General features: G+C 71.5%; 1 protein-coding gene. It reads left to right on the forward strand.

Annotation, left to right across the window (positions count from 1 at the left end):
- Positions 1-923: polyketide synthase (locus EAO76_RS40900; RefSeq protein WP_148841311.1), on the forward strand; the 923-nt coding region annotated here is incomplete at both ends.

Raw genomic sequence — 923 nt, forward strand, 5'->3', positions numbered from 1 at the left:
GTGTGGACGCGGTCGGGGAGTTTCCGGGGGACCGGGGCTGGGACGTGGCGGGTCTGTATGACCCGGATCCCGAGGCGGTCGGGAAGTCGACGACGCGTCATGGTGGTTTCCTGTACGACGCGGCCGGGTTCGACGCGGAGTTCTTCGGGATCAGTCCGCGTGAGGCCCTCGCGATGGATCCGCAGCAGCGGTTGCTGCTGGAGACGGCGTGGGAGGCGTTCGAGCGGGCCGGGATCGTGCCGGAGACCCTGCGCGGCACCGACACCGGAGTCTTCGCGGGTGTCATGTACAACGACTACGCGTCCCGGCTGAAGCCCGCGCCCAAGAGCTTCGAGGGCTACCTGGTCAACGGCAGTCTGGGCAGCATCGCCACGGGCCGGATCGCGTACGTCTTCGGGCTGGAGGGGCCCGCCGTGACCGTGGACACGGCGTGCTCGTCGTCGCTGGTCGCCCTCCACCAGGCGGGACAGGCGCTGCGCAGGGGCGAGTGCTCCCTGGCCCTGGCGGGCGGTGTCACCGTCATGGCGACACCCAACACTTTCGTCGAGTTCAGCCGGCAGCGCGGGCTGTCGGCGGACGGACGCTGCAAGGCGTTCGGATCGGGTGCCGACGGAACCGGCTGGGCCGAGGGTGTGGGTTGGTTGGTGCTGGAGCGGTTGTCGGACGCGCGGCGCAACGGTCACGAGGTCCTGGCGACGGTGCGGGGCAGCGCGGTCAACCAGGACGGTGCGTCCAACGGGCTGACGGCGCCGAACGGCCCGTCGCAGCAGCGGGTGATCCGGCAGGCACTGGCGAACGCGCAGGTCTCGGCGGCCGAGGTCGACGCGGTCGACGCCCACGGCACCGGCACCAGACTCGGCGACCCGATCGAGGCCCAGGCCCTGCTGGCCACCTACGGCCGGGCCCACCACCAGGACAACCCC

Source organism: Streptomyces sp. sk2.1, from assembly GCF_008120935.1.
Classification (GTDB): domain Bacteria; phylum Actinomycetota; class Actinomycetes; order Streptomycetales; family Streptomycetaceae; genus Streptomyces.